A 12,777-nucleotide genomic window follows, 5' to 3' on the forward strand; every position below is an offset into this window, starting at 1 on the left:
CCCGTGCAGGCCGTTCTAGCCGAACTGCTGCTCGAGGTCCTTGAGCTTGCGCTCCAGGGAGTCGAGCCGTGGCAGGGCCATGGTGTCGTCCTCCGCGGTGAGGTCGACGGTCACCGGTTCAGCGCCGGCCTTGCGGACGGGCTGCAGGGACGGGCGTGAGCGTACGGGCAGCGGTTCCGCGCTGGATATGGCAGGCTCCGCGGAGACCGACGCGGAGGCTCGCTCCAGGGCCTGGGGCTCCACCTGACGTCCGCCGCCGCGGCCGATGAACCCGCGGTGGCCCCGGCTGATGGCCTTGAGCTGGGCGCGCTCCAGGCGGTCCGCCTCGCGGCGGCGCAGCCGGTTCTCCTCCTTCTGGCGCTTGTCCTCGCGTACTTCGTCGACCGCCTCGTCCAGGCTGCGCACGCCCTCCAGGAGCATCAGCGACCAGGCCTTGTAGGTCTCGCGGGGGGCTCGCAGCCAGCGGACGATACGGATCTGCGGCAGCGGGCGCGGCACCAGGCCCTGCTCGCGCAGTGCGGCCCGGCGGGTCTGCTTCAGGGCGCGGTCGAAGAGGACGGCCGCGGACAGGGACATGCCGGAGAAGAACTGGGGCGCACCGTCGTGACCGATACCCCGGGGCGCGTGCACCCAGTTGAACCAGGCCGCGGCGCCCGCGAACGTCCACACGAGTATCCGGGAGCCGAGGGCCGCGTCACCGTGGCTGGCCTCGCGCACCGCGAGCACGGAACAGAACATGGCCGCGCCGTCCAGGCCGAACGGCACCAGGTATTCCCAGCCGTTGGTCAGGCCGAGGTTCTGCTGGCCGAAGCCGACCAGGCCGTGGAAGGAGAGGGCGGCGGCGACCGCCGCACAGCAGAACAGCAGGACATAGGAGGCGGTGCCATATATGGCCTCCTTGCGCCGGCGGCGCTCCTCGCTGCGCTCCCACGAATCGTCCGTCTTCGCGTGCTCCCCGGAGCGCTTGCTGCGCGCGAGCACCGCCACCGCCGCCAGCATGCCCAGGAGCAGTACGGCGCCCGGAAGCAGCCAGTCCAGCGATATGTCGGTCAGTCTCATCTGGGGTCCCTTGCATTGGGATAGGGCGTATCGCCCGCCATAGTGGCCCAATCCCACCGGCCCTCAGGGGGTTTCGGGGCAAGAGGCCGCCAAGGAAGTGCAAGGGGATGCCCAGGGCGGCGTTCTGCTCGAACTGCCGCTTGAGGGGCGGGAGTTGAGTTCGAATAAGACTACCCGTACGGATGGTTCCACGGAAAGTTCCTGCGGCAAGTGAGGAAGTTGTGAATTGCCTGTAACCGGGCGGGCGCCTTGTTCGCGCTGATCTTACGGGACGGCCGGCGGCCGCTGTGCCTGAGGGTGCCTCAACTGACGGCGATGGCCGACAGCTTGCCGACCCGGTCGGCGTCACGGGTGGGCGGGTAGGTGGCACAGGCGCCCTCGGGGTGCACGGTGCAGAACGTGCGGCAGCTGACCCGGTCCCGGGTGGGTGACGTACCGGAGTCCCTCCACGGCCTCGTCGGTAGCCGTGCGCCACAGGGCCAGGCGGGACCGGGCGCCCGGCGCAGCAGGAACCCGGCGCGGTGATCAGCGGACAGGCGGGCCATGCGTACCGGGGCAGCCCGAAGCTCGCGACGACGTCCGGCCGTGCACTCCGTAGTCGCGCGGCATCTGTGTGTCGTCCGGTGCCAGAAATGTGTCGAGATCGACGCCGCCCTGCGCGGGCGAGGCGGCGGAGACCCGTCCATCACCCGTCGGGACCCGCTCGTCGGCGCCCACCTCCCTGACGGCCGGCCCGGGGAAGGTCCTGTTCAGGCGGGCGTAGGCGGCGCTGAGTGCCGGGTGCGGCGCAGGCGTGCAAGGGTCATCGATCCATGACGGACACATGACGACTAACAAGGTAAGGCTATCCTTATCTGAATCGAATGGGATTTGAACTGATGACAACTGCGCCTAAGGTGCTTGACGGGCGAGTAACAACCCGCCGTAATGACCCCAAGTACCGACACGTCCGGAGGAGGACCCGTGCAGCAGAGCACCCACGGCTCCGCCGACACGGGGGTGGTGCGCCGGGTGCCGCCGCAGCCCAGGGCTCAGGACGTGGACCGGGAGCGGGGCGTCGAGGCGGGGGCCACGCGGGGCGAGCACACGCACAGTGAAGCGCCGATTCCGCGGCCGCGCCTGGTCCAGCGGGCCTCCGTGCGCGGGCAGATCCTCGACGCGCTGCGCACCGCGCTGGTCGCGGGCGAGCTGACGCCGGGCGAGGTCTACTCGGCGCCCGCACTGGGGGAGCGGTTCGGGGTCTCCGCGACGCCGGTGCGCGAGGCGATGCAGCAGCTCGCCCTGGAGGGCGCGGTCGAGGTCGTGCCCAACCGTGGCTTCCGGGTGGTCGAGCGGGGGGCCCGCGAACTGGCCGAGCTGGCCGAGGTCCGCGCACTGATCGAGATCCCCGTGATGCTCCGCCTGGCCCGCACGGTGCCCGCCGAGCGCTGGACCGCACTGCGCCCCCTCGCCGAGGCGACCCTCCGCGCCGCGTCCTCCGGCTGCCGCGCGACCTACGCCGAGTCCGACCGCGCCTTCCACCGCGCCCTGTTCGCCCTGTCCGGCAACGAACAACTCGTCCAGATCGCCGACGACCTGCACCGCCGCGCCCAGTGGCCCCTGGTCGGCAGCCCGTCCTCCCGCGGCCACGCCGCACTCCTGGCGGACGCGACCGAACACACCACCCTGCTGGACGCGCTGATCGCCCGGGACCTCGACGTGGTGCGAGCACTGGTGGGCGAACACTTCGCGGGGGCGTCCTGAGCCCTGCGGGACGCGCGATCCGCGCGGAGTCCCCACCGATCGAACCGCTGGCGTGTCCTGCCGCGGGGCCGACGGAGGCCGCTCGTCCCTGACCGGGGGATCTGGATGTGGTGCGCGGGCTGATGGGGGAGTGTTTGGCGGGGTGTGTGGTTCGTGCGGAGTCCCACCGGTCGGACTGGTGGCGTGTCGTGTCGCGGTGTCGAGCGAGGCCGGTTGTCGTTGATCGGGGGGATCTGGACGTGGTGCGCACGCTGGCATGAGAGCACGTGGCGGGGATCTGAGTGCCGTGGGGTGTGTGGTTCGTGCGGAGTCGCACCGGTCGGACTGCTGGTGTGTCGTGTCGCGGTGTCGAGCGAGGCCGGTTGTCGTTGATCGGGGGGATCTGGACGTGGTGCGCACGCTGGCATGAGAGCACGTGGCGGGGATCTGAGTGCCGTGGGGTGTGTGGTTCGTGCGGAGTCGCACCGGTCGGACTGCTGTTGTGTCGTGTCGCGGTGTCGAGCGAGGCCGGTTGTCGTTGATCGGGGGGATCTGGACGTGGTGCGCGGGCTGGTGGGGGAGTGTTTGGCCGGGGTGCCTGGGTGCCGCTGTCGTCCTTCGGTCTGAACGGCCTCGTCCTCGAACGCCGGACGGGCTGGAGAGGCGCAGCCCCGGTCGACGCGGTCCGTCGCATGGGGAAGGACGGACAGCTCCACGCTCTGCCTGGCGGGGGCGCAGGCTCGTGGGGGACGCTCTGAGGGCTGTGGCGCTCATGGGCCGTGCGGGGGTTCCCGCCGACTGGAACCCCCGCACGGCCCGTCAGGGCGCCGACCTGGGTCAGCCGTCGCCCTCGCTCGATCCGGTCGCCGTCTTCGAGTAGCCGTCCTGCCAGGCCGCCTTCGCGCCGGAGTCGCCGATGCGGTAGACGTCGACCACGGCGCCCGCCGCCACCGCGACGGACAGTGCGGCGGCCGCGATCCGGATGACGGAGCCGGAACGGGCCCCGTCCTGCTGTGCCGACGACCGGCGGGTCGTCCACCACACCGCCGCCGCCAGGACGAACAGGCCCAACGCCCAGGGGAGCAGCCCGTCGCCGAGTTCCGCGTGCCGCCGTACCAGGGCGTTGCTGCCCACGTGCTTCTCCAGCCACTCGCCGGCCCCCGTGGTCAGCGGCACACTCGCCAGGGTGACCAGGGCCAGCGCCGGCAGCACCAGGCCCAGTCGGCGGGCTGCGGGCGGCCACACGGCGCACACGACCAGGGCCAGGGCCGTCAGCGGTACCAGTACCACGACGAAATGGACCAGCAGGACATGTGCGGGCAAGCCGTTGACGAGGCTCATCGGGCGTTCCTCCAGGGGGTCGGGCGCGCCACCCTGGCACAGCAACCTCTCAGGTTGCTCTCAGTGGCCTCTCAAGCCGTGGCCGCCCCCGCCGCAGGCGGCGACAGCTGCCGCGCCAGCCACGTCGGCACACCCCCGAGCAACTGGAACAACCGCCGGGCCTCCTCCCGCAGTCGCGAGGCCTCGGGCTCCGCCTCGGCATCCGCGAGGGACGCCAGCGCCGGCGCCGTACCGACGAGATACCCCAGCTCCTCACGGATCCGCAGTGACTCGGCGAACCCGTGCCGCGCCTCCGCCAACTCCCCCTCGCGCAGCGCGAGTCCCGCCAGATGCCGCCAGGTGAAGGACAGCAGCAGGAGATCGCCGTGCGCGGTCGCCCCCGCGTGGGCGCGGCGGAACGCGGCCCGTGCCGCCTGGGGCGCGTCGGCGAGGTTCTGCGCCACCAGCCCCCGCCGGAAGTCCAGCAAGGGCCGCCCCGCCGCCCCCGGAGGGATCAGCGCCGCCGTCCGCCCGAGCGCGGCGCGCGCCTCGTCGGCCCGGTCCCGGACCCCCATCAGCGTCGCGGCGTACGCCAAGTACCCGCGTTCACAAGCGGCCGCGCCCCGCTCGTCGTCGGTGTGGGCCAGCGCCTCGGCCGTACGCAGTGCGTCCTCGGCCTCCTCCCAGCCCTGCTCGGTGTACAGACACCGTTCGACCAGCAGCGCGGCCCGCTGCAGCGCCGCGTCCGCGGTGCGGGGTTCGAGCAGGGCCGCCGCGTCGGCCCAGCAGGCGCGTGAGCGCAGCCGCCATACCGCGGTCTGGAGGGGATCGTCACCGGCGGTCGTTCCGTTACCAGACATGGCGGTATGCGCCACGTTGCCCTCCCCGAGCACGCCATCGAGCTATGAGTGGTGGCGGCATCTCAGCACGAATCGCGGCGCCCGGCCAAGGGGGTGGGTGAAGGATTTCACAAAGTCGTGGGACAGCGACGGCACTTGATGCCTCCCCCAACTCTCGGCTGCGCTCGAGCCGGGGGGACCCCCGTCCGTGGCATGCCCCGGTGACCTCAGCTCATGCGCAACGCCAGGAAGAAATCGAGCTTGTCCTCCAGGCGCGACAGGTCACGGCTCGTCAACTGCTCGATCCGCCCGACCCGGTAGCGCAGCGTGTTGACGTGCAGGTGCAGCCGGGTCGCGCAGCGCGTCCAGGAGCCGTCGCAGTCGAGGAACGCCTCCAGGGTGGGGATCAGCTCGGCGCGGTGCCGGCGGTCGTAGTCCCGCAGCGGATCCAGCAGCCGCGCGGTGAACGCCCGCCGCACGTCGTCCGGGACGAACGGCAGCAGCAGGACGTGCGAGGCCAGTTCCTGGTGGCCCGCCGCGCACACCCGCCCGGGCCGCGCCGCCGCCACCCGCCGGGCGTGCCGCGCCTCCTCCAGCGCTCCGCGCAGCCCCTCCGCCGAGTGCACGGCCGCGCTGACGCCCAGCGTGACCTGTCCGTCGCCGTCCAGACCGGCCGACAGCGGGTCGCGTACGGACTCCAGGAGCGCGTCCGCGAGGATGCCGGACTCCGAGCCGTCGTGCTCTGTGGAGACGGCCGGCAGCGGTACGAGGGCGATCGCCTCGTCGCCCGTGTGCGCCACGGCGATGCGGTCGGAGGGCTCCGGGCCCGTGGCGAGCGGGTCGACGAGGATCTCCTCCAGGAGCGACTGGGCGACCGGCCCCGCCTCGATGTCGCCGCCCTCCCACTCGACCCGGGCCACGACCACCTGCCAGTGCGGGGCGGCCCCGAGGCCCGGCAGCAGCACCGGCGCGGCCACCCGCAGCCGGGCGGCGATCTCGGCGGGCGCGGCACCCGTCTGCACCAGCTCCAGGACCTCCTGCGCAAGCCGTCTGCGCACCGTGCGCGCCGCATCCCGGCGGTCCCGCTCGACGGAGATCAGCTGGGTGACGCCCTGGAGCAGGTCCAGGCGCTCCGCGGGCCAGTCCCCGGCGTCCGCCTCGACGGCCAGCAGCCAGTCCGACAGGACCGTCTCGCGCACGTCCCGGGAGGCCTGTGCGGAGCGCCCGCCCCCGGCCGCCGTGCGGTGCCCCGAGCTGCGGATCGGGAAGAGGCTGTAGGTGGCCGCACCGAGCGTCACCCGGTGCGGTCCGCGCCGGCCCGTGCGGGCGGCGGCGAGATGCTCGGCGGCCAGCTCGGCGCAGGTGTCGGCGGGCAGCCCGGGTCCGGCGACCTTCGGGCCGGCGATCAGCCGTCCGGTGGGGGACAGCACCCAGGCCCGCAGGTCCAGGTCGGACCCGAGCAGGTCGAGGACCACGTCCGGGCCGCCGCCCGCCGGACCGGAGGTCATCATCCGCCGGTGCCGGTCCACGACCGCCGCGAGGTCCCCGGCGCGCTCCCCGGACACCTGCCGTACGACGTGCTCGGTGATCGTCGCGAACGCCACCGACTCGTGCACCGCGAACAGCGGCAGGCGGTGCCGGGCGCAGGCCACCACCAGGTCGTCCGGGATGTCCCCGAGCTCCGCCTCACCGGCGGCCAGCGCGACCACCCCGGCCTGCGCCAGGATCCGTACGAACGCCTCGGAGTCGTCGGCGTCGCGGCGCCAGGCCAGCCCCGTGAGGACCAGCTCCCCGCCCGAGAGGTAGCGGCTGGGATCCCTGAGGTCGGTGGTCATCACACCGCGCACGGTGCGATCCAGCTCGTCCTCGCCGCCGAGCAGCCGCAGGCCCAGCGCGTCGGTGTCCAGCAGTGCGCGCAGCCGCATTCTCGTCGCCGCCGTTCTTTGTCTCGAAATCTACGATGAGTTGTGAGGATGGTCGGTGGGAGGAGCCCGGCGACCGGTGCGCACGGCGCATCCTTTGATTGCCAGGCTGTTTCCTGCGTTTCTACAGGAAAACGAAGAGGTTACTGATGACCTCCGTTCATACGAATCTACAAGATGCCCGGCCTGGCCAGCCAACTCCTTCATGGTTTCCGTGACTGACCTGGGTGGAGCACCGCGCTGTGTACTGGCTCCACTCCGCGTAAACAGCACATGAACAAGCCGGGCCCGCCGCACCAGATCTGGCTTGATCCGTACGACTCACGAGACGAAGAAGAGAGCCGGTCATGGACTTCCTTCGCCCCGCCAGCTGGGAGGAGGCGCTCGCCGCCAAGGCTGAGCACCCCACCGCTGTGCCCATTGCGGGCGGCACCGATGTGATGGTCGAGATCAACTTCGACCACCGCCGGCCCGAGTACCTGCTCGACCTGAACCGCATCGGCGACCTCTACGAGTGGGAGGTCGGCCAGGACACCGTGCGGCTCGGTGCCTCCGTCCCGTACTCGAAGATCATGGAGAGCCTCCGCGCCGAGCTGCCGGGTCTCGCCCTCGCCTCGCACACCGTCGCCTCCCCGCAGATCCGCAACCGCGGCGGCGTCGGCGGCAACCTCGGCACCGCCTCCCCGGCCGGCGACGCCCACCCCGCGCTGCTCGCGGCGGGCGCCGAGGTCGAGGTCGAGTCGGTGCGCGGCACCAGGCTGATCCCCATCGACGAGTTCTACACCGGCGTGAAGCGCAACGCGCTCGCCGCCGACGAGCTCATCAAGAGCGTGCACATCAAGAAGGCCGACGGCCCGCAGCAGTACTCCAAGGTCGGCACGCGCAACGCGATGGTCATCGCCGTGTGCGCCTTCGGCCTGGCCCTGCACCCGTCGTCGCGCACCGTCCGTACCGGCATCGGCTCGGCGGCACCCACCCCCGTCCGGGCGAAGGCCGCGGAGGAGTTCCTGAACGCGGCGCTCGAAGAGGGCGGCTTCTGGGACAACGGAAAGATCATCACCCCGTCGGTCGCCAAGCAGTTCGCGGAGCTGTGCTCCGGCGCCTGCAACCCGATCGACGACGTCCGGGGCACGGCGAGCTACCGCCGGCACGCGGTGGGCGTCATGGCACGCCGCACGCTGACCTGGACCTGGGAGTCGTACCGCGGCGCCCGCCGCACCACTGAGGGAGCTGCGTAATGCGCGTCAACTTCACCGTCAACGGACGTCCGCAGGAAGCCGACGACGTCTGGGAGGGCGAGAGCCTGCTCTACGTCCTGCGCGAGCGCCTGGGGCTTCCCGGCTCCAAGAACGCCTGCGAGCAGGGCGAGTGCGGGTCCTGCACGGTCCGCCTGGACGGCGCGCCCGTGTGTGCCTGCCTGGTGGCCGCAGGTCAGGTCGAGGGCCGCGAGGTCGTCACCGTCGAGGGGCTGGCGGACTTCGCCAAGCAGCGTGCGGAGCACGGCGGTTGTGCGACCGGTGCCTGCGGTACGTCGTTGCAGGACGCCCAGACGTGGGCCGCGAAGGGCCAGGACTCGCAGACCGGCGAGGGCACCGAACTCTCCCCGATCCAGCAGGCGTTCATCGATGCCGGTGCCGTCCAGTGCGGCTTCTGCACCCCGGGTCTGCTGGTCGCCGCCGACGAGATGCTCGAGCGCAACCCGAACCCGAGCGACGCGGACATCCGCGAGGCCCTGTCGGGCAACCTGTGCCGCTGCACGGGCTACGAGAAGATCATGGACGCGGTCCGTCTGGCGGCCGCCCGGCAGGGAGAGGCGGTCTGACCGATGCCCACCAACGCTGCTCCCCTCGGCACTCCCACCAAGGTCACCCAGGGTTCGAAGACCAAGGGCGGCATCGGTGAGTCCACGCTCCGCCCGGACGGCACCCTCAAGGTCACCGGCGAGTTCGCGTACTCGTCCGACATGTGGCACGAGGACATGCTCTGGGGCCAGATCCTGCGCTCCACCGTCGCGCACGCCGAGATCGTCTCGATCGACACCAGCGAGGCGCTCAAGACCCCGGGCGTCTACGCCGTCATGACGTACGACGACCTGCCGACCGACGTGAGGAACTACGGCCTGGAGATCCAGGACACCCCGGTCCTCGCGCACGGCCGGGTACGCCACCACGGCGAGCCGGTCGCCATCGTCGCCGCCGACCACCCGGAGACCGCCCGCCGCGCCGCCGCCAAGATCAAGGTCGACTACCGCGAGCTCCCGGTCATCACCGACGAGGCCTCCGCGACCGCACCGGACGCGATCCTCATCCACGAGAACCGCGACGACCACCACATCGGCCACGTCCCGCACCCGAACATCGTCCACCGCCAGCCGATCGTGCGCGGCAACGCCGACGAGGCCGCCAAGAAGGCCGACTTCATCGTCCGCGGCGAGTACACCTTCGGCATGCAGGACCAGGCCTTCCTCGGCCCGGAGTCCGGTCTCGCGGTCCCCTCCGAGGACGGCGGCGTCGACCTCTACATCGCCACCCAGTGGCTCCACTCCGACCTGCGCCAGATCGCCCCGGTCCTGGGCCTGCCCGAGGACAAGGTCCGGATGACGCTCGCCGGCGTCGGCGGCGCCTTCGGCGGCCGCGAGGACCTGTCAATGCAGATCCACGCCTGTCTGCTCGCGCTGCGCACCGGCAAGCCCGTCAAGATCGTCTACAACCGCTTCGAGTCCTTCTTCGGGCACGTCCACCGCCACCCCGCCAAGCTCTACTACGAGCACGGGGCGACCAAGGACGGCAAGCTCACCCACATGAAGTGCCGGATCGTCCTGGACGGCGGCGCCTACGCCTCCGCCTCCCCGGCCGTCGTCGGCAACGCCTCCTCGCTCTCCGTCGGCCCGTACGTCATCGACGACGTCGACATCGAGGCCATCGCCCTCTACACCAACAACCCGCCCTGCGGCGCCATGCGCGGCTTCGGCGCGGTCCAGGCGTGCTTCGCCTACGAGGCGCAGATGGACAAGCTCGCCGACAAGGTGGGCATGGACCGGGTGGAGTTCCGTCAGCTCAACGCGATGGAGCAGGGCACGATCATGCCGACCGGGCAGCCGGTCGACTCCCCGGCCCCGGTCGCCGAACTGCTGCGCCGGGTCAAGGCGATGCCACTGCCGCCGGAGCGCCAGTGGGAGTCCAGCGAGGGCTCCGACGTACGACAGCTGCCCGGCGGTCTGTCCAACACCACCCACGGCGAAGGCGTCGTGCGCGGTGTCGGCTACGCGGTCGGCATCAAGAACGTCGGCTTCTCCGAGGGCTTCGACGACTACTCCACCGCCAAGGTCCGCATGGAGGTCGTCGGCGGTGAGCCCGTCGCCACCGTGCACACGGCCATGGCGGAGGTCGGCCAGGGCGGTGTCACCGTCCACGCGCAGATCGCCCGCACCGAGCTGGGCGTCGCGCAGGTGACCATCCACCCGGCGGACACACAGGTCGGTTCGGCCGGTTCGACGTCCGCCTCGCGGCAGACGTACGTCACCGGTGGCGCCGTCAAGAACTCCTGCGAGCTGGTGCGCGAGAAGGTCCTGGAGATCGGCCGGCGCAAGTTCGGCTCGTACCACCCGGCCTGGGCGACGGCGGAGCTGCTCCTGGAGGGCGGCAAGGTCGTCACCGACGGCGGCGAGGTCCTCGCCGACCTGGTGGACGTGCTCGAAGGCGAGGCCGTCGAGGTCGAGGCCGAGTGGCGGCACCGCCCGACCGAGCCCTTCGACCTGCGCACCGGCCAGGGCAACGGCCACGTCCAGTACTCCTTCGCCGCGCACCGCGCCGTCGTCGAGGTCGACACCGAACTCGGCCTGGTCAAGGTGATCGAGCTGGCCTGCGCGCAGGACGTCGGCAAGGCGCTCAACCCGCTGTCCGTCCTCGGCCAGATCCAGGGCGGCACCCTCCAGGGCATGGGCATCGCGGTGATGGAGGAGATCATCGTCGATCCCAAGACCGCGAAGGTCAGGAACCCGTCCTTCACGGACTATCTGCTGCCGACCATCCTCGACACCCCGATCATCCCGGTCGACGTGCTCGAACTCGCCGACGACCACGCCCCGTACGGGCTGCGGGGCATCGGCGAGGCACCCACCCTGTCCTCGACCCCGGCCGTCCTCGCGGCGATCCGGAACGCGACCGGGCTGGAGCTCAACCGCACGCCGGTACGTCCGGAGCACCTCACCGGAACGGCGTAGGCACCGTCTCTCCGGGCGGCGCCGGGAACGTCACACTTCGCCGCGCCGCCCGGAGTACTCAAGCACCGCACCGCTCGCGGCACTTGAAGCACCACAGCACCACCGTCAGTACCAGAGAGTTCGTTCGTCTCGGGCCGTCCCCCGGGTCGTGCGGCCGTAGCACCTTCCCAAATCCCGTATGCGCCGAAGGCAGCCGCGGGTGCCCCTGTGAACCTTGGGAGTAGGCCCACATGACCCAGCAGTCACTGGAGCCGTCGACCACCGCCGACGATGCGGGTGAAGGAACCCGTATCCCGGCCGGCAGGTCCTGGCTCGACCGGTACTTTCACATATCCAAGCGAGGATCCACCGTTGCGCGCGAGGTGCGCGGCGGCATCACCACCTTCATGGCGATGGCGTACATCCTCCTGCTCAACCCCCTGATCCTGTCCGGCAAGGACGTGGCGGGGGACACGCTCGGCCAGAAGGCCCTCATCACCGCGACCGCGTTCGCGGCGGCCTTCACCACGCTGCTGATGGGTTTCTTCGGCAAGGTGCCGCTCGCCCTCGCCGCCGGCCTCTCCGTCTCCGGTGTGCTCTCCTCGCAGGTCGCGCCCCACATGACCTGGCCGCAGGCCATGGGCATGTGCGTGATGTACGGCGTGGTCATCATGCTGCTGGTCGTCACCGGCCTGCGCGAGATGATCATGAACGCGATTCCGCTCGCGCTCAAGCACGCCATCACCATGGGCATCGGCCTGTTCGTCGCCCTGATCGGCCTGGTCAAGGCGGGCTTCGTGCACCAGGGCAAGGCGACCCCGGTGACGCTGGGCCCGACCGGTGAACTCGCGGGCTGGCCCGTCCTGTTGTTCGCCGCCACGCTCCTCGTCATCTTCATGCTCCAGGCGCGTGCCGTGCCCGGTGCGATCCTGATCGGCATCGTCGGCGGCACTGTGGTCGCCGTACTCCTCAACGCCCTGGGCGTCATCGACCCCAAGCAGTGGGCGAGCGGCGCTCCCGAACTGCACGGCAGCGCGGTGTCCATGCCGGACTTCTCGATCTTCGGGAAGGTGGAGTTCGGCGGCTGGGGCAGCGTCGGCGCGATGACGGTCGGCATGATCGTGTTCACGCTGGTGCTCGCCGGCTTCTTCGACGCGATGGCCACCATCATCGGCGTCGGCACCGAGGCCAAGCTGGCCGACGAGCAGGGCCGGATGCCGGGTCTGTCCAAGGCGCTGTTCATCGACGGCGCGGGCGGCGCGATCGGCGGCGTCGCGGGCGCTTCCGGCCAGACCGTGTTCGTCGAGTCCGCGACCGGCGTCGGCGAGGGCGCCCGTACGGGCCTGTCCTCCGTCGTCACCGGCCTGTTCTTCGCGGCCTGCCTCTTCTTCACCCCGCTGACGGCGATCGTCCCCGGCGAGGTCGCGGCCGCGGCCCTGGTGGTCATCGGCGCCATGATGATGATGAACGCCCGCCATGTGGACTGGGCCGACCGCGCCACCGCCATCCCGGTCTTCCTGACCGTCGTGATCATGCCGTTCACGTACTCCATCACGGCGGGTGTCGCGGCCGGAGTCATCTCCTACGTCGCCATCAAGCTCGCCCAGGGCAAGGTGCGGGAGATCGGTGCGTTCATGTGGGGCCTGACGGCCGTCTTCCTGGTGTACTTCGCCCTCAACCCGATCCAGAGCTGGATGGGCGTCCACTAGACGCC

General features: G+C 71.1%; 9 protein-coding genes. 5 read left to right on the forward strand and 4 right to left on the reverse strand.

The features are described from left to right. Window positions 1–15: 15 nt before the first annotated feature. Window positions 16–1,059: a DUF2637 domain-containing protein gene (locus ABD355_RS00095; RefSeq protein ID WP_344397818.1), complete on the reverse strand. Its 1,044-nt coding sequence runs from the start codon at window positions 1,057–1,059 to the stop codon at window positions 16–18. Between the two features lie 927 nt (window positions 1,060–1,986). Here ABD355_RS00095 and ABD355_RS00105 point away from each other — a divergent pair. Next, entirely contained in the window at window positions 1,987–2,802 is an 816-nt protein-coding gene (locus tag ABD355_RS00105; protein ID WP_425585686.1) for a GntR family transcriptional regulator, read from the forward strand. An 816-nt stretch (window positions 2,803–3,618) separates the two neighbouring features. Here the strand turns inward: ABD355_RS00105 and ABD355_RS00110 are convergent. From ABD355_RS00110 to ABD355_RS00120, 3 genes are all read right to left on the reverse strand, one after another. After that, window positions 3,619–4,122, reverse strand: coding sequence for a DUF2231 domain-containing protein (locus ABD355_RS00110; protein ID WP_344397822.1), 504 nt, complete (start codon window positions 4,120–4,122; stop codon window positions 3,619–3,621). A gap of 71 nt (window positions 4,123–4,193) precedes the next feature. Continuing rightward, window positions 4,194–4,976, reverse strand: coding sequence for a hypothetical protein (locus tag ABD355_RS00115; protein WP_344397824.1), 783 nt, complete (start codon window positions 4,974–4,976; stop codon window positions 4,194–4,196). Window positions 4,977–5,167: 191 nt separating this feature from the next. Then, window positions 5,168–6,865 (reverse strand): PucR family transcriptional regulator, encoded by a 1,698-nt coding sequence (locus ABD355_RS00120; RefSeq protein ID WP_344397826.1) that lies wholly within the window; start codon window positions 6,863–6,865, stop codon window positions 5,168–5,170. Between the two features lie 344 nt (window positions 6,866–7,209). On the opposite strand from ABD355_RS00120, the gene ABD355_RS00125 reads away from it, so the two are divergent. The 4 genes from ABD355_RS00125 to ABD355_RS00140 all read left to right on the forward strand — a co-directional run bounded on the left by ABD355_RS00125 (window position 7,210) and on the right by ABD355_RS00140 (window position 12,772). Further along, window positions 7,210–8,100: an FAD binding domain-containing protein gene (locus tag ABD355_RS00125; RefSeq protein ID WP_344397828.1), complete on the forward strand. Its 891-nt coding sequence runs from the start codon at window positions 7,210–7,212 to the stop codon at window positions 8,098–8,100. After that, entirely contained in the window at window positions 8,100–8,684 is a 585-nt protein-coding gene (locus tag ABD355_RS00130; RefSeq protein ID WP_344397830.1) for a (2Fe-2S)-binding protein, read from the forward strand. The genes ABD355_RS00125 and ABD355_RS00130 overlap by 1 nt, the downstream gene beginning before the upstream one ends. Before the next feature lie 3 nt (window positions 8,685–8,687). Beyond that, window positions 8,688–11,084, forward strand: a complete 2,397-nt coding sequence (locus tag ABD355_RS00135) for a xanthine dehydrogenase family protein molybdopterin-binding subunit (protein ID WP_344397832.1) — start codon at window positions 8,688–8,690, stop codon at window positions 11,082–11,084. Window positions 11,085–11,314: 230 nt separating this feature from the next. Beyond that, window positions 11,315–12,772, forward strand: coding sequence for an NCS2 family permease (locus ABD355_RS00140; RefSeq protein WP_344397834.1), 1,458 nt, complete (start codon window positions 11,315–11,317; stop codon window positions 12,770–12,772). Window positions 12,773–12,777: the final 5 nt, after the last annotated feature.

The sequence above is a fragment of the Streptomyces longisporus genome (assembly GCF_039532765.1).
Classification (GTDB): Bacteria; Actinomycetota; Actinomycetes; order Streptomycetales; family Streptomycetaceae; genus Streptomyces; species Streptomyces longisporus.

Bases quoted from the DNA above. Each gene is read 5' to 3' on its own strand.
- ABD355_RS00095 (WP_344397818.1), bottom strand. From the start codon at position 1,059: ATGAGACTGACCGACATATCGCTGGACTGGCTGCTTCCGGGCGCCGTA.
- ABD355_RS00105 (WP_425585686.1), top strand. From the start codon at position 1,987: ATGACCCCAAGTACCGACACGTCCGGAGGAGGACCCGTGCAGCAGAGC.
- ABD355_RS00110 (WP_344397822.1), bottom strand. From the start codon at position 4,122: ATGAGCCTCGTCAACGGCTTGCCCGCACATGTCCTGCTGGTCCATTTC.
- ABD355_RS00120 (WP_344397826.1), bottom strand. From the start codon at position 6,865: ATGCGGCTGCGCGCACTGCTGGACACCGACGCGCTGGGCCTGCGGCTG.
- ABD355_RS00125 (WP_344397828.1), top strand. From the start codon at position 7,210: ATGGACTTCCTTCGCCCCGCCAGCTGGGAGGAGGCGCTCGCCGCCAAG.
- ABD355_RS00130 (WP_344397830.1), top strand. From the start codon at position 8,100: ATGCGCGTCAACTTCACCGTCAACGGACGTCCGCAGGAAGCCGACGAC.
- ABD355_RS00135 (WP_344397832.1), top strand. From the start codon at position 8,688: ATGCCCACCAACGCTGCTCCCCTCGGCACTCCCACCAAGGTCACCCAG.
- ABD355_RS00140 (WP_344397834.1), top strand. From the start codon at position 11,315: ATGACCCAGCAGTCACTGGAGCCGTCGACCACCGCCGACGATGCGGGT.